Source organism: Kurthia sibirica, assembly GCF_003143975.1.
Classification (GTDB): domain Bacteria; phylum Bacillota; class Bacilli; order Bacillales_A; family Planococcaceae; genus Kurthia; species Kurthia sibirica.
In genome coordinates this window covers 1-22,518 of sequence record NZ_QFVR01000010.1, presented here as the reverse complement: position 1 = coordinate 22,518, position 22,518 = coordinate 1, and the positions used below count along the sequence as shown (strand labels likewise).

The 22,518-nt window shown below is 38.9% G+C and carries 19 protein-coding genes and 1 riboswitch; all 19 genes read right to left on the bottom strand.

Annotation, left to right across the window (positions count from 1 at the left end):
* Nucleotides 1–7 precede the first annotated feature (7 nt).
* The gene (gene pcrA / locus DEX24_RS08965; RefSeq protein WP_109306091.1) at nt 8–2,266 is read right to left on the bottom strand and encodes a DNA helicase PcrA; all 2,259 of its coding nucleotides are present in this window, start codon (nt 2,264–2,266) and stop codon (nt 8–10) included.
* A 34-nt stretch (nt 2,267–2,300) separates the two neighbouring features.
* The gene (gene pcrB / locus DEX24_RS08960) at nt 2,301–2,990 is read right to left on the bottom strand and encodes a heptaprenylglyceryl phosphate synthase (protein ID WP_109306090.1); all 690 of its coding nucleotides are present in this window, start codon (nt 2,988–2,990) and stop codon (nt 2,301–2,303) included.
* 133 nt (nt 2,991–3,123) lie between these two features.
* On the bottom strand, nt 3,124–3,444 hold the full coding sequence (locus tag DEX24_RS08955; RefSeq protein WP_109306089.1) for a YerC/YecD family TrpR-related protein: 321 nt from the start codon (nt 3,442–3,444) through the stop codon (nt 3,124–3,126).
* Nucleotides 3,445–3,571: 127 nt separating this feature from the next.
* Nucleotides 3,572–5,302: an adenine deaminase C-terminal domain-containing protein gene (locus tag DEX24_RS08950; protein WP_109306088.1), complete on the bottom strand. Its 1,731-nt coding sequence runs from the start codon at nt 5,300–5,302 to the stop codon at nt 3,572–3,574.
* A 472-nt stretch (nt 5,303–5,774) separates the two neighbouring features.
* On the bottom strand, nt 5,775–7,034 hold the full coding sequence (gene purD / locus DEX24_RS08945) for a phosphoribosylamine--glycine ligase (protein WP_109306087.1): 1,260 nt from the start codon (nt 7,032–7,034) through the stop codon (nt 5,775–5,777).
* Nucleotides 7,035–7,114: 80 nt separating this feature from the next.
* Nucleotides 7,115–8,650, bottom strand: a complete 1,536-nt coding sequence (gene purH / locus DEX24_RS08940; protein ID WP_109306086.1) for a bifunctional phosphoribosylaminoimidazolecarboxamide formyltransferase/IMP cyclohydrolase — start codon at nt 8,648–8,650, stop codon at nt 7,115–7,117.
* 55 nt (nt 8,651–8,705) lie between these two features.
* Entirely contained in the window at nt 8,706–9,275 is a 570-nt protein-coding gene (purN, locus tag DEX24_RS08935) for a phosphoribosylglycinamide formyltransferase (protein ID WP_109306085.1), read from the bottom strand.
* The gene (gene purM, locus DEX24_RS08930) at nt 9,275–10,330 is read right to left on the bottom strand and encodes a phosphoribosylformylglycinamidine cyclo-ligase (RefSeq protein WP_109306084.1); all 1,056 of its coding nucleotides are present in this window, start codon (nt 10,328–10,330) and stop codon (nt 9,275–9,277) included. Before purM ends, purN begins: the two co-directional genes overlap by 1 nt.
* Nucleotides 10,331–10,342: 12 nt before the next feature.
* Nucleotides 10,343–11,767 carry an amidophosphoribosyltransferase gene (purF, locus tag DEX24_RS08925; RefSeq protein ID WP_109306083.1) on the bottom strand — a complete coding sequence of 475 codons (1,425 nt, stop codon included), beginning with the start codon at nt 11,765–11,767 and terminating at the stop codon, nt 10,343–10,345.
* Nucleotides 11,743–13,977 carry a phosphoribosylformylglycinamidine synthase subunit PurL gene (purL, locus tag DEX24_RS08920; protein WP_109306082.1) on the bottom strand — a complete coding sequence of 745 codons (2,235 nt, stop codon included), beginning with the start codon at nt 13,975–13,977 and terminating at the stop codon, nt 11,743–11,745. Before purL ends, purF begins: the two co-directional genes overlap by 25 nt.
* The gene (purQ, locus tag DEX24_RS08915; RefSeq protein ID WP_109306081.1) at nt 13,961–14,647 is read right to left on the bottom strand and encodes a phosphoribosylformylglycinamidine synthase subunit PurQ; all 687 of its coding nucleotides are present in this window, start codon (nt 14,645–14,647) and stop codon (nt 13,961–13,963) included. Before purQ ends, purL begins: the two co-directional genes overlap by 17 nt.
* Nucleotide 14,648: 1 nt before the next feature.
* Nucleotides 14,649–14,897 carry a phosphoribosylformylglycinamidine synthase subunit PurS gene (gene purS, locus DEX24_RS08910; protein WP_109306080.1) on the bottom strand — a complete coding sequence of 83 codons (249 nt, stop codon included), beginning with the start codon at nt 14,895–14,897 and terminating at the stop codon, nt 14,649–14,651.
* On the bottom strand, nt 14,894–15,610 hold the full coding sequence (gene purC, locus DEX24_RS08905) for a phosphoribosylaminoimidazolesuccinocarboxamide synthase (RefSeq protein ID WP_109306079.1): 717 nt from the start codon (nt 15,608–15,610) through the stop codon (nt 14,894–14,896). Before purC ends, purS begins: the two co-directional genes overlap by 4 nt.
* A gap of 98 nt (nt 15,611–15,708) precedes the next feature.
* On the bottom strand, nt 15,709–17,007 hold the full coding sequence (purB, locus tag DEX24_RS08900; protein ID WP_109306078.1) for an adenylosuccinate lyase: 1,299 nt from the start codon (nt 17,005–17,007) through the stop codon (nt 15,709–15,711).
* Between the two features lie 16 nt (nt 17,008–17,023).
* Nucleotides 17,024–18,148 (bottom strand): 5-(carboxyamino)imidazole ribonucleotide synthase, encoded by a 1,125-nt coding sequence (gene purK / locus DEX24_RS08895; RefSeq protein WP_109306077.1) that lies wholly within the window; start codon nt 18,146–18,148, stop codon nt 17,024–17,026.
* Entirely contained in the window at nt 18,141–18,632 is a 492-nt protein-coding gene (purE, locus tag DEX24_RS08890) for a 5-(carboxyamino)imidazole ribonucleotide mutase (RefSeq protein WP_109306076.1), read from the bottom strand. The genes purK and purE overlap by 8 nt, the downstream gene beginning before the upstream one ends.
* A 147-nt stretch (nt 18,633–18,779) precedes the next feature.
* Nucleotides 18,780–18,877, bottom strand: a riboswitch (purine riboswitch).
* Between the two features lie 96 nt (nt 18,878–18,973).
* Nucleotides 18,974–19,162: an NETI motif-containing protein gene (locus DEX24_RS08885; protein WP_109306075.1), complete on the bottom strand. Its 189-nt coding sequence runs from the start codon at nt 19,160–19,162 to the stop codon at nt 18,974–18,976.
* A 44-nt stretch (nt 19,163–19,206) separates the two neighbouring features.
* Nucleotides 19,207–20,403 carry an NAD(P)-dependent malic enzyme gene (locus DEX24_RS08880; protein ID WP_109306159.1) on the bottom strand — a complete coding sequence of 399 codons (1,197 nt, stop codon included), beginning with the start codon at nt 20,401–20,403 and terminating at the stop codon, nt 19,207–19,209.
* Nucleotides 20,404–20,845: 442 nt separating this feature from the next.
* A complete protein-coding gene (gene epsC / locus DEX24_RS08875; protein WP_109306074.1) occupies nt 20,846–21,781 on the bottom strand; it encodes a serine O-acetyltransferase EpsC in 936 nt (311 codons plus the stop codon).
* Nucleotides 21,782–22,518: the final 737 nt, after the last annotated feature.

Sequence of the window (22,518 nt, the reverse complement as noted above, 5' to 3'; positions counted from 1 at the left end):
CGTCCTACTAAACTTTTTCAATTGGTGCGAATTTCGCCAATAAACGTTTAATGCCTACTGGGCTCGGGAATGCGATATCCAACTCCATCTCTTCACCAGTTCCTCTTGCACTAACAACTGTACCGATGCCCCATTTTTTATGGGATGCTTTATCGCCAGTAGTCCATGATAACTTATCGCCACCTGACTCTTTAAGAGCAGTCGTCGTTTGCAGTTTTTTACCTGTTGGTGCTTGGCGATAACCGGATGGTGCGCGACGAGTGGAACTTTTAATCATACCATTACCCGGTTCCTGTCCAGCATTTTCAATATTTTGGACAATTTCGGCATCAATTTCTTCTATAAAACGTGATGGTTTGTTAAAACTACTGCGTCCAAAAATAGTACGTGTTTGTGCACATGTAATATAGAGTGTTTTTTCTGCACGTGTAATCCCTACATATGCTAAGCGACGTTCTTCTTCCATTTCATCTTGATCTTGCAAAGAGCGTGAATGTGGGAAAATATTCTCTTCCATACCGATGATGAAAACTACTGGGAACTCTAACCCTTTTGCTGAGTGCATCGTCATTAATACAATTCCTGCACCCTTTGGTTTTTCTTCCTCATCCTTACCTAATGAATCAATATCAGCAATCAATGCTAAATCCGTTAAAAAGGCGACCAGGGTTTTATCTTCACTTTGTGCTTCAAAGGTTTTTGTTACAGATAAAAATTCTTCGATATTTTCTAGGCGACTTTGCGCTTCAATTGTCTTATCCATACGCAACATTTCACGATAACCTGACTTATCTAGAATTTCTTCTACAAGTTCTGTCACAGACATGAATTCCTGCTGGTCTGTTAGGCGCTTAATCATGCCATGGAAAGCAATTGCTGCATTTGTTGCTTTTCCTGGTAGTCCCATGAAATCAACATCTGCTAGTGCATCAAATATCGTACGATCTGCTTCGAAAGCATTCACCGCAATCCGATCAAATGAAGTTGCACCTATACCACGTTTTGGCTCATTGATAATACGTGCCAACGATAGATCATCATCATTATTAGCAATCAAACGTAGATAAGCTAATAAATCTTTAATTTCTTTACGATCATAGAATTTTGTACCGCCAACAATCGTATAATCCATATTGGATTTTACGAGCATTTCTTCCATGACACGCGATTGAGCATTCGTACGATATAACACAGCGAAATCTTCCGCTGGACGATTGTCGCGTAACATAATCTCTTGAATCGTTTTTACGACAAACTGTGCTTCTGTCTTTTCATTATACGCACGATAAAATGAAATTTTATCCCCGTCATCATTTTGTGTATGCAGTTCTTTTGGAAAGCGACTTGAATTATTTTTAATGACGTCATTTGCTGCTTTTAGAATTGTTTTTGTCGAACGATAATTTTGTTCGAGCATAATTGTTTTTGCCCCAGGATAATCTTTTTCAAAAAAAAGGATATTTTTAATATCTGCTCCACGCCAGCGATAGATAGACTGATCTGAATCACCTACAACGCAAATATTTTGAGATTTTTTTGCTAATAGTTGTACAAGTTCGTACTGTGTATGGTTTGTATCTTGATATTCATCAACATGAACATATTGGAAGCGGTCTTGATAATACTCCAACACTTCTGGTACTTCTTTAAATAGACGAATCGCAATCATAATCAAATCATCAAAATCTAATGATTGGTTTTTACGCAATCGTTTTTGATAGCTGTCATATACTTTACTAACCGCTTGTTCATATGGATTATTTGCACTAGCTTGCGCTTGGAAATCCGCAACAGATACACCTTCATTTTTTGCTGAGCTAATGGCATTTAACATCGTTCTTGGATCAAATTGTTTCGGATCAATATTCAATTCTTTTAACGAGCTTTTAATAACGGATAACTGATCCGTCGTATCTAAAATTGAAAAGTTCTTATTGTAGCCAATGCGATCAATATCGCGACGTAAAATGCGGACACACATTGAGTGGAATGTCGAAACCCACATGCGGTCACCCGTACCATTCCCTAGAATTCCATCGATTCGTTCACGCATCTCGCGCGCTGCTTTATTCGTAAATGTAATGGCTAAAATATTGGTAGGACGCACTTCTTTTTCAATGACTAAATAAGCAATACGATGCGTAAGTACACGTGTTTTACCTGATCCTGCACCCGCCATTATAAGCAAGGGGCCTTCCGTTGTTTTTACTGCCTCCGCTTGCTGAGGATTCATACCTTTTAGTAAGTTATTCGTTAGTTGATTCATCTTGCACCGCCTTTTCACAAACATTTGTTCTTAATTATACCGTATCTTTCACTGCTTTCACAGTGCTTATTGCTTCTGCTAAATCGTTATAAATAATATTACCAACGACGACTGTATCTGCAAACTGCGCCATCTCTTTTGCTTGCTGCGCATTACAAATACCTCCACCGTAAAAGAGTTGCGTATATTCCAACTCATACTTTACTGCCGCAACTAAATGAACATCTCCGTACATACCGCTATATTCAATATATAAAATAGGTAATTTAAAATAATGCTCTGCCATTCTAGCATAAGCAATCACATCTTCCTCGTCGATCAGCGTATTGGCAGCAGTTAATTTCGCAGCTTTACAATGCGGATTCAAAATAATATAGCCTTCTGCAATCAGCTGCTGCCATTCGATAAAATCACCAAATTCTTTAATCGCATTATGGTGAATATCTTTCACCCACTTCGTATCGGTACTATTAAGGACCGTAGGAATAAAAAAATAGTCATAACCTGGTGTCACAGATTCAACTGTCGAAACTTCCAGCACGACCGCTATATTGAATTTTTTTATGCGCATCAATAAATCGACAACGCCTTCCGCGGTGACATCATCTGAACCACCCACGATAATACCATCCGTTCCTGACTGGCAAATCCGTGCCAAATCATCGTCATGAATGAATTTTGCCGGGTCCAGTTTAAATACATGCTTCCAGCTTTTAAAGTCCATCGTCGATCCACCTTTTCAAAATATATTTTCTTCTACTAGTATACAAAAACAAACGTCTTACTACTACTGTAACGCAAAGACAAAAAAATGCCCTCAAGGCTCTATTTTTACCTTGAAGACATATTTTCATTATTTATTTTCTTGCGGCATCAAATGGTTGTTCTTCTGGATATAGGCGTCCAAGCATTTCATCATAAGTATCGTTACCATAGTCAAAGCAACGGCGTACACGAGAAATAGTTGCAGTAGATGCACCCGTTTCATTTTTGATTGTTTCATATGTTTTTTTCAAACGTAGTAAATGAGCCACCTCAAAACGTTGTGACAATGATTGAATTTCACTCATTGTACATAAATCATCGAAGAATTTATAACACTCTTCTAAATTTTTTAATTCAAGAACCGCTTTAAACAGTTGATCTGTCTGATGGCCTTTAATTTTTTCGATTTGCATAGTATTTGTCCTCCTCCCAAAACTTCATTAAATAAAATCCAGTCGTTTTCTTAACAACTCTATTTTATCATCTGAATCGGTGATTAGACAGCCTAAACACTTCTATTCTTTAAATCGGTGAAGTGTTTTAACGCATAACCGATGGAAACAGTACTTGTTTCTTTAATACATCAAATATTCCACGCTGTGTCACACGAATATAAGGTAGATGCGTTGATTGTAAAAAGAGCAATGTATAAATTGCGTCACCATGTTTGAAACCACGCTCTTTTAATGCTGCTTTTAATCTATATTCTTGTTCAATAATCGTTTCTACTGGCTCAGCTGATAGTAAACCGCCAATCGTAAGTGGAATCGATGCAATCACTTCACCGTCTTCTACGAGAACAAGGCCTCCGCCCATGCGTTTCATCTCATTAAATGCCAACATCATCGCATCTACATTTTTACCGATGAGAATAATATCACCCGTTACTGAGTAAGATGTCGCAAATCCTTCAATAGCATCAGCAAACCCTTTAATCAATGTATTTACTCGCCATTTACCCTCTCTATCGACAAGCATTAAATAACATTCATCGTGGTCTTCTGCTAAATCGCCGTCACTCGTATGCAAATTCGTACTATAAGGCTTCGTAATGACATCGTTAACCATCTCAATTCCAAAGGGCATTGAAAATTGGAAATCATCTTCTGTCAAATTAACATTGATCGCCATGTTATCAAATTTAGAAAAATCGATTTTTTCTAATGAATGTGTACGTTCATTATTGCGTTTCAGCCAAATACCTTTCGATAATACATCGACTGGCGTCGGATTCAATTCATCTTCTAAAAAGTTTAAGTCAGCGTAGCGCCCTGTGGCAATAACACCATGAAGATGTGTCACATCATAGTAATTTGCTACATTATAAGATGCCATTTGATAGGCTTTAATTGGTTCGACACCCGCTTCTAATGCTACACGAATACATTTGTCGACGATACCATCCTCATAAAAAGTTGGCGTCGCACCATCTGTAGTCATCATAAGCTGATCAAAGACATCCAGCTCTCTAGAAAGAATATCCTTCAGTAAAATAGGGAGATCCGGGCGAATCGAAGAGTGACGTAAAGTAACTGCATACCCATGTAGTAAACGATCTTCTACTTCTTCAATCGTCATCGACTCATGGTCGCCATCTCCCCCGAATAATTTCATCTTCGCAAGCGTTCTTGATGAGGCTCCCGGTAAATGCATTTCAATTTTTTTATGGTTTGCGCGCGCAGCTTGAATCCAATAAAGCATCTGATCATCACCGGCTGTTAATCTTGGCCACCCTGTCAGTTCACCACCGAGCAAGACATCCTGACGCTCTCCCCATTCTTTAATTGAAGCTGATGTAAACAAATTATGTTCGCGAATTAGCTCTGTTTGAGAGTCAAAGCGCATCCACCAATAAAAGCTAAATGGTAATTCTTTTAACTCATCCAAAATAGCAAACGCATCTGTATTATTTAATGCGAGGAAAAACATCAGATTATCTGATAAAAATGTTGTCGTACCTGTCTGACCAGCATAATCTGCTAACGAATGTGGATTATATAATTGAAATGGGTGAACATGAGGCTCAATATAACCTGGAACAATTGTTTTACCAGCGGCATCAACAATTTCTGTTCCCTCCATATTTGTTGGCATTTTAGGACCTGCATACACGATACGATCACCTAAAATCCAAATATTCCCCTCAATCCATTTTTTTAAAATACTGTGTAAATAGCGGGCATTTATGATCACCATCGAAGGAGATTTTTTCCCGTCTATTACTTTTATTTGTTGACGTATATCTTGAATTTTCCAATTTGGATGTTGCAAAGCAATACATCTCCTTCCTATGAGTTTCACGCATGAATAATCTATTTTTAATGATTATAGTGCATGAATGATACTATCCTATCATAGAGACTAACAGGACAACAGTCATTTCATGAATTGTACATTAAATTGTTGAAATTACGCTGTTTTCTTAATATTTATCCCTATTTGACTCACTTATCTCCTTATAACTGAAAACGCTATCATAATTTTATTATGCCATAAAAAGGAATTATTATCAGTTAAAAAGTCTCATGAATATTTTTTTCAGCAAACTACTTCTTGATGTTTGAATCTTTGCATCCCTTTACTTCTACGCTAAAATACCTATCACTAGTTACTTTTAAAGAATATTTTCTACGTAATCTCTACTATTTAAATTAGTTTTTCCCTTTTTTAGGTTCGCAATAAAAGGTGAGAAATCGCAATGAATACGATTTCTCACCTTTTATTAATCATCCACAAAAAATACTTATTGATCCACGATGCGCCAACCAATATCATGACGATAGAAGAACTTCGGCCATTGATAGGCATCTAAACCTGTATACACCATTGCCTGTGCTTCTTTTAAGCTCGCACCTTTTGCTGTTACGAGTAAAACGCGCCCACCATTGCCGCAATAATTGCCGTATACTTCTTTTGTGCCTGCATGATACACAGCAAATTCTGACTCTAACTCCGTAAGGTCCGGTAAATTATGTCCTTTTTCAACATAGGTTGGATAACCTTCCGCAGCGATGACGACACCTAACACCGCTTCATCAGACCATTGCAGGTCAAATGGGCGCTCATCAAGTAATGCCATGAGAAATTCACCTAAATCTGATGTCATACGTTGCAGTACGACCTGGGCCTCTGGATCGCCAAAACGCGCATTAAATTCAATCACCTTCGGACCATTTTCAGTCAAAATAAGTCCTGCATATAATATACCTGTGAATGGTGTACCTTCTGAATCCATTGCAGCAACAGTTGGTTTTACAATAGTTGACAATGCTTCATCAATCACTGATTGTGGGATTTGTGGTACAGGAGAATACGCCCCCATACCACCTGTATTTGGTCCTTTATCGCCATCATATGCACGTTTATGATCCTGAGCAATAACCATGGGATAAATTTGTCCTGCATGGACGAATGACATAAATGAAAACTCTTCACCATCCAAAAATTCTTCAATGACAACGCGTGACGAAGAATCACCAAAACGCTGATTCCCTATCATGTCTTCCACTGCAGCAATGGCTTCTTGCTCCGTTATGGCCACGACGACCCCTTTACCCGCAGCAAGTCCATCTGCTTTAATGACAATGGGTGCTCCTTGTTCTTTTATGTATGCCACCGCTTGTGCTACATCTGAAAAAGTTGCATATTTTGCAGTTGGAATACTATATTTCGCCATTAGTTCTTTGGCAAATGCTTTACTTCCCTCGATTTGAGCTGCATTTTTACGCGGGCCAAATACACGTAATCCCGCCGCCTCAAAAGCATCGACAATTCCTTCTGTCAATGGCTGCTCTGGGCCAATAAATGTTAAAGAAATTGCTTCTTGTTGCGCAAAGGTGATCAACTCTTCTACCGATGTTTGTGCGATTGGTACAATCGTCGCGTCCTGCGCCATTCCATCATTACCCGGTGCTACAAAAACCTGCTCAACTGATGATGCCTTTTTAAACTGTTTGACGATGGCATGTTCCCGACCACCACTTCCGATTACTAAAACCTTCATTACTTTTCCTCCTAGAATAAAATGCCGACAAGACTGACTTGTCGACATTCTTAATATGTGCTACTCGGACAAGCTTATTCTTAGTGTTTGAAATGACGAACGCCTGTCGTTACCATCGTGATCCCTGCTGCATTTGCTACATCAATCGACTCTTGATCTCGCTTCGAACCACCCGGATGGATAATCGCAGTAATACCTGCTGCAATCGCTGTTTCTACTGTATCAGGCATCGGGAAAAATGCATCTGATGCTAAAGCTGCACCAATTGCTTTTTCACCGGCTTGCTCTAATGCAATTTTAGCAGAACCAACTCGATTCATTTGCCCTGCTCCGACACCTACCGTCATCTTATCAGTTGTTACGACAATTGCATTCGATTTGACATGCTTAACTACGGACCAGCTCAATTTAAGTGCTGCCCATTCTTGCTCTGTCGGTTGACGCTTCGTAACAACTTGGATTTCAGCTTCATTAAAGCCAAAGCGATCGGGCTCCTGTACAAGTAAGCCACCTTCAACTGATACTATATTAAATTGATCTATAGCATGCTGTTCGAAAGAAATCGTCAGTAAACGAATATTTTTCTTTACAGTTAATAAATCAATTGCTTCTTTAGAGAACGCAGGTGCAATAATAATCTCTAAAAAAATAGTGGCAAGTTTTTCAGCCGTTGCTGCATCTACTTCACGATTTAATGCTACAATCCCACCAAAAATCGATGTTGCATCTGCATCATACGCTGCTTGGAAAGCCTTTGAAATAGTGGTATCTGTACCAACGCCACAAGGATTCATATGTTTTACTGCGACAGCTGCTGGCTCTTTAAACTCTTTACTAATTTGTAATGCCGCATTTGCATCTTGAATATTATTATATGAAAGCTCTTTTCCATGAATTTGTGTCGCATAGGCTACTGAGAAATCCGAACCAAGACGTTTTTGATAGAAAGCTGCTTTTTGATGTGGGTTTTCACCATAGCGTAAATTTTGTTTTAGTTCATATGTTAATGTTAGGGATTCTGGGAATTCTTCACCTAGTTCCGCTGATAAGTAATTTGAAATATACGAATCATATGCTGCTGTATGACGGAAAACTTTTGCTGCTAAACGTCGACGTGTTTCTACTGTTGTTTGACCTGCTGTTTGTAGTTCAGCTAATACGGCTGGATAATCTGTCGCATCGACAATTACCGTAACATATTTTTGATTTTTTGCTGCTGAACGTAACATCGTTGGTCCACCAATATCGATATTTTCAATCGCATCTGCAAATTCCACATTCGCTTGAGAAATAGTTTCTACGAATGGATACAAGTTCACACAGACAATCTCGATTGGTTCGATTCCATGCTCCTTCATCTGAGCTTGGTGTTCTGCATCATCATATTTTGCTAATAGACCACCATGAATCATCGGGTTTAATGTTTTCACACGTCCACCTAATATTTCTGGAAATTTCGTTACTTCATCTACAGATGTTACAGCGACACCGTTATCTTGAAGATGTTTTTTTGTACCACCCGTCGATAAGATCTCATAGCCTAATTCCACTAACTCTTTCGCAAAATCTAACACACCTGATTTATCAGAAACACTTATTAACACACGTTTTGTCACAATATTTTCCTCCTCAAAATGGACAGCCAACTTGATTGGTTGGTTTATGTAAAGATTAGTTTAATAATTTTTGTAATGCTGCCGTATACAATTCATGCTCTACCGCGTGGATCGCACCCTCTGTTTTGTCACGATCTTCGTCGATTATATCGACCGCTTTTTGCATAATAATTGTCCCCGTATCCATTCCTTCATCTACAAAATGTACAGTCACACCTGTTATTTTAACGCCATGAGCCATTGCTTGACCAATTGCATCTTTCCCAGGAAATGATGGTAGTAGCGAAGGATGTATATTCACAATATGTGAAGCGTAAGCCCCTAGTAATGTCTTGCCAATTAAGCGCATATACCCTGCCAAAACAAGCCATTGCACTTTTTTCTCCCTTAATACTAATATGATTGCATCCTCATAGCATTCTTTAGAAGCATAATTTTTCGGATTGATTGCAAGTACTTGAATCCCCTTTGATTCAGCACGTTGTACAACAAATGCATCGGGCTTGTCTGTTACAACAAGTTCGATTTTCGCATTGATTTTCCCCGCTTCAATTGCTTCGCAAATCGCTTGAAAGTTGGAACCACTACCAGACGCAAAAACTGCAATCGGTATCCTTCCAATCATTATACTAAGCTCCCATCATGTTCGCCATTAAAGATGACACCCTCACCTTGAATAACTTTTCCGATTTCATAAGCCTTTTCACCATGCTTATTAGCGATTGCTATAATTTTCGCTGCCTCTTCTTTTTTAACTGCAATCACAAAGCCTATGCCCATATTAAAAACATTAAATAAGTCTTTGTGAGCCAGCTGCCCTTTTTGTTGTAGGAAATCAAAAATTGGTAATATAGGCCACGAACCTAATTCAATCTCAGTTGCTAAACCATCAGGCATCATACGTGGTAAGTTTTCGTAGAAACCGCCACCTGTCACATGGGCCATCCCATGTACATCAACTTCTTTTAGCATAGCCATTACCGATTTTGCATAAATTTTTGTTGGTGTTAATAACGCTTCACCGATTGGACCCAGGTTTTCGAAACCTTCAACTACAGCATCTGTTGCCATTTCATGATCAGTGAAAACGATTTTGCGCACAAGAGAATAGCCATTCGAATGTACACCGCTTGAAGCTAATCCTATAAGCACATCGCCCGCAACGATTTTTTCTCCTGTAACTATAGCTGTTTTTTCAGTAGCCCCCACAGCAAATCCTGCTAAATCATATTCATGTTCTTCATATAATCCCGGCATTTCAGCTGTTTCGCCACCGATTAATGCTGCACCTGACTGTACACAACCATCCGCCACACCTTTGACAATTTGCTCGATTTTTTCTGGAAAAGCTTTTCCTACCGCTACGTAATCAAGGAAATAAAGTGGTTCTGCGCCTTGCGCAACGATGTCATTAACACACATTGCCACACAGTCTACTCCGATTGTGTCATGCTTATCTACCATAAATGCCAGTTTCAATTTCGTACCAACACCATCTGTACCTGAAATTAATACGGGCTCTTTTAAGTTGAGCTCAGATAAATCGAACATACCGCCGAAGCCACCAAAAGTACCCATAATTCCTTTGCGTGCTGTACGTTCAACATGTGATTTCATTCTTTGAACTGCTTCATAGCCTGCTTCAATATTTACCCCTGCTTGCTCATATGCTTTAGACAAAATCGTATCCTCCTAGAGTTGTAGTTCTTTTTCATGCGGTAAAATGGTATCTGAGAAAATCTCAGTCGGGTAATTGCTTGTAAAGCATGCTAAGCAAAGCCCTTTATTGTCATCTTCGTACGGACGATCAATGGAATTAACCATCCCCTCTACCGATAGGAAAGTTAATGAATCAGCGCCAATTGTGTCACGAATTTCTTCAATGCTCTGACTTGAAGCAATTAAGTCTTCCGCAGTGGACGTATCAATACCATAATAACAAGGATGCGTCATCGGCGGAGAACTAATAACGACATGTACTTCAGCAGCACCAGCATCTTTCAACATTTTAACGATGCGTCTTGATGTCGTACCGCGTACGATTGAATCATCAACCATGACAACACGTTTCCCCTTCACAACTTGCACGACTGGCGATAATTTCATCTTCACGCCACGTTCACGTAATTCTTGTGTTGGCTGGATAAATGTACGACCAACATATCGATTTTTAATCAAACCTAGTTCATATGGTAAACCCGTTTCTTCAGCAAAACCAATTGCTGCAGAAATACTCGAATCTGGCACACCAGTAACAACGTCTGCTTCAATATGCATACATTCTTTTGCTAAAGCTTTTCCCATACGCTTACGAGCCATATGGACATTAATCCCGTCGATGTCTGAGTCTGGTCGAGCTAGATACACATACTCCATCGCACACATTGAGCGCGTTTGCTCTTCTTGATAGCGTACAGAACGCATCCCTTCTTCATTGATGATGAGCATTTCTCCTGGTTCGATTGAGCGGACTGTTTCCGCACCGATTAAATCGAAGGCGCATGTCTCAGAAGCAACGACATAGGCATCGCCCAATTTACCAAGCGCTAAAGGACGTAGACCATGACGGTCACGCGCCACGATCAACTCATCCTTCGTCATAATTAAAAATGAGTAGGCTCCTTCTAATAATGTGAGTGCATTTTTTACTTTTTCAGAAAAAGGTGCATGCGTACTCTTCTTAATCAAATGCGCTAACACTTCCGTATCAGAGCTTGAGTGGAAAATGCTCCCTTGGCGTTCTAAATATTTTTTTAATCGATTGGCATTTACAAGATTCCCATTGTGGGCAATCGATAGACTTCCTGTTGATGAGTGGAATAATAAAGGCTGTACATTTTCAATTCCTGCACCACCAGCTGTTGTATAACGTACATGGGCGATAGCGGATGTACCTTCAATTGATTTTAATTTTTCTTCGTTAAATACGTCATTCACTAACCCTTCGCCTTTTACTGCACGAAGATGTTTGCCATCTGATACGACGATTCCTGCACCCTCTTGTCCACGATGTTGTAGTGCATGTAAGCCATAATAGCTAAGTTGCGCTGGGTTTGGATGATTCCAAATTCCAAAAACGCCACATTCTTCATTTAGTCCTCTGATTTCAGCAAGCATGGTATTGCCCCTTTCCAAGCATCTTGGAATTCTGCTACCGTACCTTCAACTAATGTTGTCGCGTCCGACGCAGTAATGATAATCGTTGCTTCCGCAGTAACCACACCTACTTTTGTAGCATCGATTACTACTTCTTCAAATCGTGCTGTATGTTCCGGAGCTACCGTAAGAATAAAACGAGATTGTGATTCACTGAATAGAGCAGAAGTTGCTGAACCCTTAAGCGTCGCTTGTATACCCAAATTCGTACCAAATGTTTTTTCAGCTAAAGCTACAGCAACGCCACCTTCAGCCACATCATGTGCTGATTTTACTAAACCGGCTTGAATCGCTTGTAGTAGTGCCGCTTGACGTGCTTTCTCTAAATCTAAATCGATGAATGGTGCTTTACCGAAAATACGATTATTATTCAACATTTTTTGTAGCTCAGAGCCACCAAATTCCGTATGTGTATCACCGATTAGATAAACGATATCACCAGCCGTTTTCGCTTGTTGAGTTGTCACATGAGCAAGATCCTCGACCAAGCCAACCATACCGATTGTTGGTGTCGGATAGATTGCTTCATTGCTACGTTCATTATAAAGAGAAACATTACCACCAATTACTGGTGATTCTAACTTGCGACATGCCTCTGCAATACCATCAGCTGATTTTTCAATTTGCCAAAAAATTTCCGGTTTTTCAGGATTACCAAAGTTTAAGCAATCTGTAATGGCTAATGGTCGCCCACCCGAGCAGACAATATTACGTGCTGCTTCAGCTACTGCAATTTTACCGCCCATTTCTGGATCTAAGTAGATATAGCGGGAGTTGCAATCAGTTGTCATCGCTAAGCCTTTATTCGTACCACGCACACGAACGACTGCAGCATCAGAACCTGGTGCCACAACAGTACTCGTGCGTACTTGATAATCGTACTGATTGTAAACCCATTCTTTGGAAGCGATTGTTTCTTGTTTAAGAAGGTTAATCAATGTTTCTTTGTAATTCGTCACAGCTGGCTCTTCATTTTCCATCTGTTGGAATTCGATAAAGTGAGCTGGTACCGCAGAAGGCTTATGATATACTGGTGCGTCCTCCGCTAAAGCATCAGCAGGAACATTGGCCACTACTTCCCCTTTATGCGTTAATTTGAACATTTTATCATCCGTAACTACGCCAACTTTTACAGCGTCTAGACCATACTTAGAAAACAGGTCAACAATTGGCTGTTCTTGCCCTTTTTTCACGACAATCAACATGCGCTCTTGTGATTCTGACAGCATCATTTCATATGCTGTCATACCCGTTTCACGTTGGGGGATTAAATCAAGATTCATTTCTAACCCTGATCCAGCTTTAGAAGCCATTTCTGCTGCAGATGATGTTAAACCTGCTGCACCCATATCTTGAATACCGACTAATGATTCAAATTGCACAAGCTCTAAACAAGCTTCCAATAATAATTTTTCCATAAATGGATCACCAACTTGAACAGCTGGGCGTTTTTCTTCAGCATGTTCATCCAGCTCTTCAGAAGCAAATGTCGCACCATGAATTCCGTCACGTCCAGTTTTAGCTCCCACATACATCACTGTATTTCCTACACCTGAAGCAATTCCCTTTTGAATATCCTTATGATCGATTAAACCAACGCACATAGCATTGACTAATGGATTACCTGCATAACATGGGTCAAATTGAATTTCGCCACCTACAGTTGGAATACCAATACAATTTCCGTAGCCAGCAATTCCTGCTACAACTTCTTCAAACAAAAAGCGTACACGTTTTGATGTATTTAAATCACCAAAACGTAAAGAATTCAGCATGGCAATTGGGCGAGCCCCCATCGAGAATACATCGCGGATAATACCGCCTATACCAGTTGCAGCACCTTGATAAGGTTCGATTGCAGAAGGGTGATTATGTGATTCCATTTTGAAGACAACCGCTTGCTCATCACCTATGTCTACAATTCCCGCACCTTCACCAGGTCCTTGTAAAACATGTTCACCTTCAGTTGGGAATTTACGCAATATAGGTTTCGAATTTTTGTACGAACAATGTTCTGACCACATAACAGAAAACAAACCTGTTTCCGTCCAGTTTGGCGAACGACCTAAAATTGATTCTACTAATGCAAATTCTTCATCCGTTAAACCCATCGAAGCATATAACTTTTGCTCCTTAATTTGTTCAGCTGTTGGCTCAAGCTTCGTTGACATTTGATTCCCTCCACTGTTTCACTATTGATTTGAAAAGAGCGAGACCATCCGCTCCACCGATCAGTTCATCTACTGCGCGCTCTGGATGTGGCATCATGCCAAGTACATTACCACGTTCATTTGTAATACCAGCAATATCCGCTAAACTACCGTTTGGATTATCACCTGAATAAGTAAAGACGATTTGATTATTGTCTTCCAATGATTTTAATGTGGCATCATCACAGTAATAGTTCCCCTCACCATGAGCGATTGGCACAGTAATCACTTCGTCTTCTTTATATTGATTTGTGAATAATGTATTATGATTAACAACTTTTAGTTGAACTGTACGACATATGAATTTCAAGTTTTTATTGCGCAATAACGCTCCAGGTAATAAACCCGCTTCCGTTAAGATTTGGAATCCATTACAAATACCGATGACTGGCTTACCGGCATCCGCTGCTTTTTTCACTTCAGACATTACATTGGATTGATTGGCCATCGCCCCACAACGTAAATAATCACCATAAGAGAAACCTCCAGGAATTAGAATTCCGTCGAATGTACTCAAATCTTTCGTATCATGCCAAACATATTCTACTTCTTCACCTAGTTCATCTTTGATGGCGTGGTACATATCAAGATCACAGTTTGACCCTGGGAATACTAGCACTGCGAATTTCATGTTAGTTGGCCTCCTCGACTTCATAACGGTAGTCTTCGATTACTGTATTGGTTAATAGTTTATCGCAAATTTCTTTGACGATTGTATCAATATCACGCGCTGACTCTTCAATTTGCACTTCTAAAAATTTACCGATACGAACATCTGAAATTTCTTCATAGCCCATATTATGTAGTGAGCCTTGTACTGCCGAACCTTGTGGATCAAGAATGCTTTCACGAAGTGTTACGTAGATTTTTACCTTTTTCATTTAGAATGTCCTCCTAGACGATTTAATATAATTTCATAAACTTCTGTTAGATCTCCTAGACCACGACGAAATACGTCTTTATCTAAGTGTTGCTTTGTTTCTTCATCCCATAGACGACAAGTATCCGGTGATATTTCATCCGCCAGTAAAACGTCTCCATTAAGATCGCGACCGAATTCGAGTTTGAAATCAACTAATATAACACCAATTTCTTTGAAAAACGGACGAAGTACATCATTAACTTCTAGACCTTTTGTATAAAGGGCCTCGACCTCTTGTTTTGTTGCAATATTGAGTATTTCAATATGCTCCGTCGTAATCATCGGATCCCCCAGGTCATCATCTTTGTAATAAAATTCAACGATTGGACGTGCTAACTCGGTACCCTCTTCAAATCCAAGGCGTTTTGCAAGGCTGCCAGCAGCGATATTTCTCACGACTAATTCAATCGGAATAATCTCTACTTTTTTCACAAGTTGTTCATGTTCAGAAATTTTCTCTACGAAATGAGAAGCGATTCCTGCCTCTGCCAACTTGTCGAATAGCAGTGAAGTAATGCTATTATTTAGCACGCCTTTACCAGCGATTTCAGCCTTCTTTTCTCCATTAAAAGCTGTTGCGCTATCCTTATAAGCAACATATAAAATTTGCTCATCCTCTGTTGCATACAATCTTTTCGCCTTACCTTCATACAAAAGTTGACCTTTTTCCACGTTGATTCCCCCGGTATTTGATTTAGATTATTGCGTATTTTCCAAATATTTTTTTAATTAAAGAGGTGCGTGAATTACCACACACCAACTTATATTTTTTATTTATTTAGACCAAGACGTTCGAAAATCATTTCTACATTTTGTAAATGGTAATTGTAATCGAAACAATCATCTAATTCTTCTTTTGTCAGAAGGTTTGTGATTTTTTCCGATGCATCTACTAGTGGACGGAATTGAATTTGCTCATCCCATGACTGTGCTGTCAATGGTTGAACCGTATCATATGCTTCTTCGCGTGCTAAACCTTTATCAATAAGTGATAGTAATACACGCTGCGAGTAAATTAAACCAAATGTACGTGTCATATTACGCTTCATATTCTCTGGGAACACCGTTAAGTTTTTCACGATATTGCCAAAACGGTTTAACATATAGTTTAATGCAATTGTCGTATCAGGTAGGATTACACGTTCCGCAGATGAGTGAGAAATATCGCGTTCATGCCATAGAGCAACGTTCTCAAATGCTGTTAACATGTGACCACGGATTAAACGAGCTAAACCAACCATGTTTTCAGAACCAATTGGATTACGTTTATGTGGCATTGCAGACGAACCTTTTTGACCCTTTGCAAAAAATTCTTCTACTTCTCGTGTTTCTGATTTTTGGAGACCACGAATTTCAGTTGCAAATTTTTCAATTGACGTAGCGATTAACGTCAGTGCTGCAATATACTCCGCATGGCGGTCACGCTGCAATGTTTGTGTTGAGATTGGCGCTGCTGCTAATCCAAGATTTTCACAAACATACGCTTCAATACGTGGATCGATATTTGCGTAAGTACCAACTGCACCAGACAATTTACCTGTTTCAATTGTTTTACATGCTGCTTCAAAACGCACTTGGTTACGTTTCATTTCTTCGTACCAAAGAGCTAATTTCAAGCCAAATGTAGTCGGTTCTGCATGAACGCCATGTGTGCGTCCCATCATAACAGTCATCTTATGTTCGTAAGCTTTAACGCCAATAATATCGATGAAATTTTGAATATCTTTACGCAGAATTTCATTGGCCTGTTTTAATTGGTAAGACAATGCTGTATCAACAACATCCGTTGACGTTAATCCATAATGGACCCATTTACGTTCATCACCTAAAGTTTCAGAAACAGCTCGTGTAAAAGCGACTACATCATGACGCGTTTCTTTTTCAATTTCTAAAATACGTTCTACATCAAATGTTGCATTTTCACGAATACGTGCAACATCTTCTTTTGGAATATCACCAAGTTCTGACCAAGCTTCACATGCTAAAATTTCAACTTCTAACCAGCTTTGATATTTATTTTGTTCTGTCCAAATTGCTCCCATTTCGGGGCGTGTGTAACGTGCTATCATAATCGATGTTCTCCTTTTAGTCTGTCCAAATGCCAGACTGTTTAATTTCTGTTAGAGTATCTTCAAGACAATCCGTCATTATTGTAACATGTCCCATCTTACGATTTTGCTTTGCTTCACTTTTTCCGTAAAGATGAATAGACCAATTGGGATATTTTGAAATCGAATTCGTTACTGATACGACATGCTGCCCAAGAATATTCACCATAATGGAAGAATTCCATAATTTTGGTTTTCTTAAAGGCCAACCACAAACTGCACGAATATGTTGATGGAATTGTGAAATATTACATGCTTCAAGAGAATAATGACCTGAATTATGCGGTCTCGGCGCAACTTCATTGACAATAATTTCGCCATTTTCTAATACAAATAATTCTACTGCTAAAGTACCCACCAAATGTAATGCATCTGCAATCTTTTCAGCTGCTGTAGTTGCCAGTGCTGCAGTATTATCAGAAATCCTTGCCGGTACGATTGTTTCATGCAAAATATGATTGACGTGAATATTTTCACCGATTGGAAGGCAATATGTTTCGCCTTGCATATTTCGTTGAACGATGACTGATATTTCCATTGTAAAAGGTACGAATTTTTCGATCACACAAATCGAATGCTCAAATAATCTTTTAGTTAAAGATAATTGTTGCGCATTGTGGAGCATTTGTTGACCTTTGCCATCGTATCCACCTCTTGCTGTTTTCACGACACATGGATAACCGATTATCTGTACTTTTTCAAGAAGCTCCTCATAGCTGCTCGCAGTCGCATATGTTGCAACTGGACAACCCGCTGACATGATTGCTTCTTTTTCAAGAACACGATGCTGTGTTATTTTTACAAGCTCAGCTCCCTGAGGAACATAGGCAATCTCCGTCAACCTTTTTAAGCCTTCAAAATCAATATTTTCAAATTCGTATGTGATCACATCACTCACTTCAGCCAATTCTTCCAAAGCTGTTTCATCATCATATGCTGCTACAATCCGAATATCGGCTACTTGACCACAAGGCGAATCCATCGATGGCTCTAGCACAGCAATTTTCAAGCCTGCTTCCCTTGCTGCTAACGCCATCATTCGACCAAGCTGACCCCCACCGATGATACCAATTGTTTGTCCTGGAAATATGATTTTACTCACCTAAGTCACCTGAGCTTTCCAAAGCCTTTATTTTCATTTCCTGTCTACGTACATCAATCTTCTTGGCGATGACCGCATCTGTAATTGATAGTATTTGCGCTGCTAATAATGCAGCGTTTATTGCTCCTGCTTTACCGATTGCTACTGTAGCAACTGGAACACCACCAGGCATTTGTACGATTGAAAGTAATGAATCTAAACCATTTAAAGCCTTGGATTGAACAGGGACTCCGATTACTGGTAATGTTGTCTTTGCCGCTACCATCCCCGGTAAATGTGCAGCTCCGCCCGCTCCTGCAATAATTACTTGAATACCACGAGCTCGTGCTTCATCAGCATATTCAAACATTAAATCTGGTGTTCTATGTGCAGAAACAACTTTTTTTTCATAAGCTATTGCTAATTCATCTAATACATCACAGGCATGCTTCATTGTTTCCCAATCACTTGAGCTACCCATTATTACGCCAATTTTCGGATTCATCTTTTTTCGCCCCTTTGAACAAATAAAAAATCCCTAACTAACCACTTCTCTCCACAGTTTTAGACTATGTTAGAAAAGCAGTTACCTAGGGACTTGTAGAAAAGATGATCATTAACTAAAACAATCTCAGTTCAGTCGTTGGTCCTCAAGACTCGTTGCTTCCCTCATAGTCCAGCCTTCCGGTGCTGGGTAGAGACACTAGAGCCAATCCTCTAGCATATATGTGGGATTTGTTGTTGTTTTCATTCATATTGTAACAACGTCAGCAATACAAGTCAATATAAAATACGAACAATTAAAATATAGTTTTTACCATCGTTCGTATTTATTTCGTTTTTTCATTATTTTTCAATCAAATTCCCCTTGAATTTGATAATTTGACGAATCGGTGTCGGTTCACCGTTCTTCATCTCGAATAATGGTTCCTCTTTTCTACCGACAGGTGCATAGCCCTCTTTTGCCATTCTTGCTAGACAGTCACTAATTGTTTCTGTTTCTTCTACTTCAAACCATATTGTTTTCTTTGCCATTTCATTCCACTTCCTTATATAACGAACTCTATTAAGTTCTTCTATTATATAAGAGTAATGATCTTCTGTGCAACCTCACTATGAATAGCAGCACGCATCACCGCAACCGCCACATGATCTGTGATATCAATTTCAAAAATATTCGGAATAATTACTCCATCATGAATTTGTTGATCTGTTACAAGATCTGCAATCGCATGTACAGCAGCCATTTTCATCTCATCATTTATATCGGTGGCACGAACTTCCAATGCTCCTTTAAAAATCCCTGGGAACGCCAACATATTATTTACTTGGTTTGGATAATCTGAGCGCCCAGTCGCAATTAAATTAACGCCCCATTTCTGTGCATTTTCAAATGAAATTTCTGGGTTCGGATTGGCCAATGCAAAAATAATTGGATTTGTCATCATAGATTTGACCATTTTTTCAGTTAAGACATCTGCAGCTGATACACCAATAAAAATATCTGCATCGATTATAGCATCTTCCAAAGAACCGCCGACTGCATCAATATTACTCATTTGCGCCATCAATTCTTTTTCTGCATTCATACCGTATGGACGCCCTTCATAAATAATCCCTTTTGAATCACAAACGATGAAGTTTTTATAACCAATCGTTAACAAAAGTTTTAAAATCGCTACTCCTGCTGCACCTGCTCCATTAATAACAATTTTGACATCTCTTCTACTCTTCCTCACGATGCGCATTGCATTTTTCAAACCTGCTGCTACAACGATTGCTGTACCATGTTGATCATCATGAAAAACAGGAATATCACATTCTTTCCTTAAACGATCTTCAATTTCAAAACACCTTGGAGCCGAAATATCTTCAAGATTAATTGCACCAAAGGTTGGCGCAATATTTTTTACAATTGAAACGATTTCATCAACATCTTTTGTGTCCAAACAAATTGGCATGGCATCTATACCTGCAAATTGCTTCAAAAGTAAAGCTTTGCCCTCCATTACCGGCATCGCTGCCTTCGGTCCAATATCACCTAACCCAAGTACAGCCGTTCCATCTGTAACAATTCCTACTAAATTACCTTTCATCGTATAATCATATACTTTATTTGGATCATTTTTTATTTCCAAACATGGTTCTGCTACACCTGGCGAATAAACTAAACTCAATTCTTTAGATGATTTCACATCCATTTTCGCTTGAATAGTTAACTTACCTTGCAATGCCTCATGTAGTTCTAAAGACTCTACTCTTAAATTTGTATTCATCATAGTATTTCTCCCTTTCTTATCGCATATGTCACTATTTGCTCGAACATACTTTTTTTCTGTTCCGTAATTCCATATACTATGCGATATATTTTTCATAAGCAACGATAAAGTATTATGATTCACTAAATTGTCAAATTTTTCCTTTCGTGAAATTAATCACAAGTTTTATTAGTTGCTTTTATCATTTGTGATTCGGTGAGCATGCACTTTTTAGTCTATTTTACTTACTTTGTGAAATTTTTAACATATTTTTGTGATTATAATCACATTCTTTTGTGTAAGGCATTTAGACCTATTTTCATTTTATGCATATGGATTCCTTTTTAAAAAAATTTGATAGGATTGACCTCTATTATTTCTTCTCTCTACTAATTATTTTGTAAACATAAAAAAGCCCATCACTTTTCTATTTGATAGTGATGGGCTTTTTTTCTTATTATTAAATTTCGTATTCTAATTTAACTGAATTACTACTACTTATACTTGGTGAAGGTTGCGAATGAAAAACGCGTGAATGAGGGACAACTGTATGCGTTAACCAAATATTACTGCCCAATACCGTATCATGACCAATTTTAGTTTTACCGCCTAAAATCGTCGCACCTGCATAAATCACAACATTATCTTCAATATCTGGATGTCTTTTTACACCTTTAATTGGATTCCCTTCATCGTCTAATGGAAAACTTAAAGCACCCAGTGTAACACCTTGATAGATTTTGACATTGTTGCCAATCGTACATGTTTCCCCAATAACAACACCTGTACCATGGTCAATAAAGAATGAGTGACCTATTGAAGCACCAGGATGAATATCAATACCTGTTAGCTCATGTGCATACTCCGACATAATACGCGGAATAATTTTCACATCTAATTTATATAATTCATGCGCAATACGATGAATACATACAGCTTGAATGGATGGATAGCTCAATAAAATTTCTTCTGTAGATGTTGCTGCTGGATCGCCATTATATGCTGCTTGTATATCCGTTTGTAATACTCGACGAATTTCCGGGAATTTGTCGACTAACGCCATCACAATGAGGTCAGCTTTCGCTCTAGCTGTTTTCTCACAGTTTTCGATATCTTCTTTACAATACAATAAAGCTTTCTCCAACACATCACGCAAATCCAAAGCGGATTTTCTTATATTATTACTGACTGCTACATTTAGTCGTACCTCATCAATTGGCTTTTGATCATAGATACCTGGAAACAAGGCAATACGGAAACTTTCAAGCACACGATAAATACGATCTCTGCCCTTAAATCCTATTGAGTTTTCAACATCAAAATGCTCTTGGTTTATGACTGTCAAATCTCCTGCAATTGCTGGTACTTTACTATTTAACCACTCTGATAATTCCATGTTGTACTGTTCCTCCCTTACCTGTTTCAAAACATATCATCAATATTTGCTTTCAAAGTAAAAGCTTATTCATTCATTTTAACCCACCTTTTACAACCTTCCAACTAAATTGTTTCCAACACTCCAAATTTCACTATAAACATAGATCATGTTGAACAATAGATACACCACACAATCTAGTTCAAACAGATAAAAACTATAAGGGAATGACTGGTTTTCTCCCACTAGCCAATCTATCTCCTGTAGATAAGAAACGAAGCGCGTGCATCGTATTCGATTGAATGATAGAAAAGTTCATACGGGCAGTGCGCGGTTCTTCCACTAAACAATGGCATCACATTCGATTGATTGACAGAAAAGTTCATACGAGCGGTGGACGGTTCTTCCACTAGATACTATTAAAAAACAAAAAAAGAAACCAAAATGTGGTTTCTTCATGTGCTTAGCCGTCCTACTCTCACTGGGGAAAAGTCATTGTTCACTGGAGCCGCGCATTTCTTCGTCAGCTTCCAGTCATTCGATCCTCACGTACTTATGTACGTTGCGTCCTCACTTCTGTCGCTTCCTCGAACTACTTGCTCCAGTAAACAATGGTATCGTATTCAAGTGAATGAACAGAGAAAATAAAAGGATGTAATACACTTATTTATCATCAAAAAAAAGAAACCACAACGTGGTTTCTTCATGTGCTTAGCGACGTCCTACTCTCACAGGGGGAAACCCCCAACTACCATCGG

Excerpts from the sequence above, each read along its gene's own strand:
- pcrA (WP_109306091.1), bottom strand. The coding sequence starts at position 2,266 with ATGAATCAACTAACGAATAACTTACTAAAAGGTATGAATCCTCAGCAA.
- pcrB (WP_109306090.1), bottom strand. The coding sequence starts at position 2,990 with ATGGACTTTAAAAGCTGGAAGCATGTATTTAAACTGGACCCGGCAAAA.
- DEX24_RS08955 (WP_109306089.1), bottom strand. The coding sequence starts at position 3,444 with ATGCAAATCGAAAAAATTAAAGGCCATCAGACAGATCAACTGTTTAAA.
- purD (WP_109306087.1), bottom strand. The coding sequence starts at position 7,034 with ATGAAGGTTTTAGTAATCGGAAGTGGTGGTCGGGAACATGCCATCGTC.
- purN (WP_109306085.1), bottom strand. The coding sequence starts at position 9,275 with ATGATTGGAAGGATACCGATTGCAGTTTTTGCGTCTGGTAGTGGTTCC.
- purF (WP_109306083.1), bottom strand. The coding sequence starts at position 11,767 with ATGCTTGCTGAAATCAGAGGACTAAATGAAGAATGTGGCGTTTTTGGA.
- purL (WP_109306082.1), bottom strand. The coding sequence starts at position 13,977 with ATGTCAACGAAGCTTGAGCCAACAGCTGAACAAATTAAGGAGCAAAAG.
- purQ (WP_109306081.1), bottom strand. The coding sequence starts at position 14,647 with ATGAAATTCGCAGTGCTAGTATTCCCAGGGTCAAACTGTGATCTTGAT.
- purS (WP_109306080.1), bottom strand. The coding sequence starts at position 14,897 with ATGAAAAAGGTAAAAATCTACGTAACACTTCGTGAAAGCATTCTTGAT.
- purB (WP_109306078.1), bottom strand. The coding sequence starts at position 17,007 with ATGATAGCACGTTACACACGCCCCGAAATGGGAGCAATTTGGACAGAA.
- purE (WP_109306076.1), bottom strand. The coding sequence starts at position 18,632 with ATGAATCCGAAAATTGGCGTAATAATGGGTAGCTCAAGTGATTGGGAA.
- DEX24_RS08885 (WP_109306075.1), bottom strand. The coding sequence starts at position 19,162 with ATGGCAAAGAAAACAATATGGTTTGAAGTAGAAGAAACAGAAACAATT.
- DEX24_RS08880 (WP_109306159.1), bottom strand. The coding sequence starts at position 20,403 with ATGAATACAAATTTAAGAGTAGAGTCTTTAGAACTACATGAGGCATTG.
- epsC (WP_109306074.1), bottom strand. The coding sequence starts at position 21,781 with ATGGAATTATCAGAGTGGTTAAATAGTAAAGTACCAGCAATTGCAGGA.